Consider the following 426-nt stretch of genomic DNA (forward strand, 5'->3'; position numbering starts at 1 on the left):
GCGGCATTCTATATCTTAATCAGGTCAATATTCAATTCGCCAATATCGGCAATTTGCAAGTTGGAACGACTAACCTAGCGCCGAATGCGGTTACTGATGTTCAATTTGCTCAAAATGGTGGCGGTAGCGGGCCAAGAGAACTATACCTTACTTGTAATCACGGCTTAGGTTCTCCTAAAATCGAAATTAAGTTTAAAGGGGTGGTGCGCAATGTCGCATCTGAAACAGCGCAAACAAGTGTGGTTTTAACGGATATGAATAACGGTCAAGAACTGGAAAGAGTGAGCGCTCCAGCGGCTCCAGCCGCAGCAGGTCTAGGATTTCTTGTAAATTGGTGGAAAGATTTTGTGCCTCCGGCAGACCGAAGTTCAACAACTTTCAGACTCATCTATCAAGGTTATGCCAATTCTGAATGGACAAGAGTTG

General features: G+C 44.6%; 1 protein-coding gene. It reads left to right on the plus strand.

Annotated elements, in window-relative coordinates; genetic code table 11:
- The coding region (locus RMT89_RS41265; RefSeq protein WP_315888889.1) for a hypothetical protein at positions 1-426 on the plus strand (426 nt) is incomplete at both ends.

The organism is Streptomyces sp. P17, from assembly GCF_032436805.1.
In the GTDB taxonomy this organism is placed as follows: domain Bacteria; phylum Actinomycetota; class Actinomycetes; order Streptomycetales; family Streptomycetaceae; genus Streptomyces.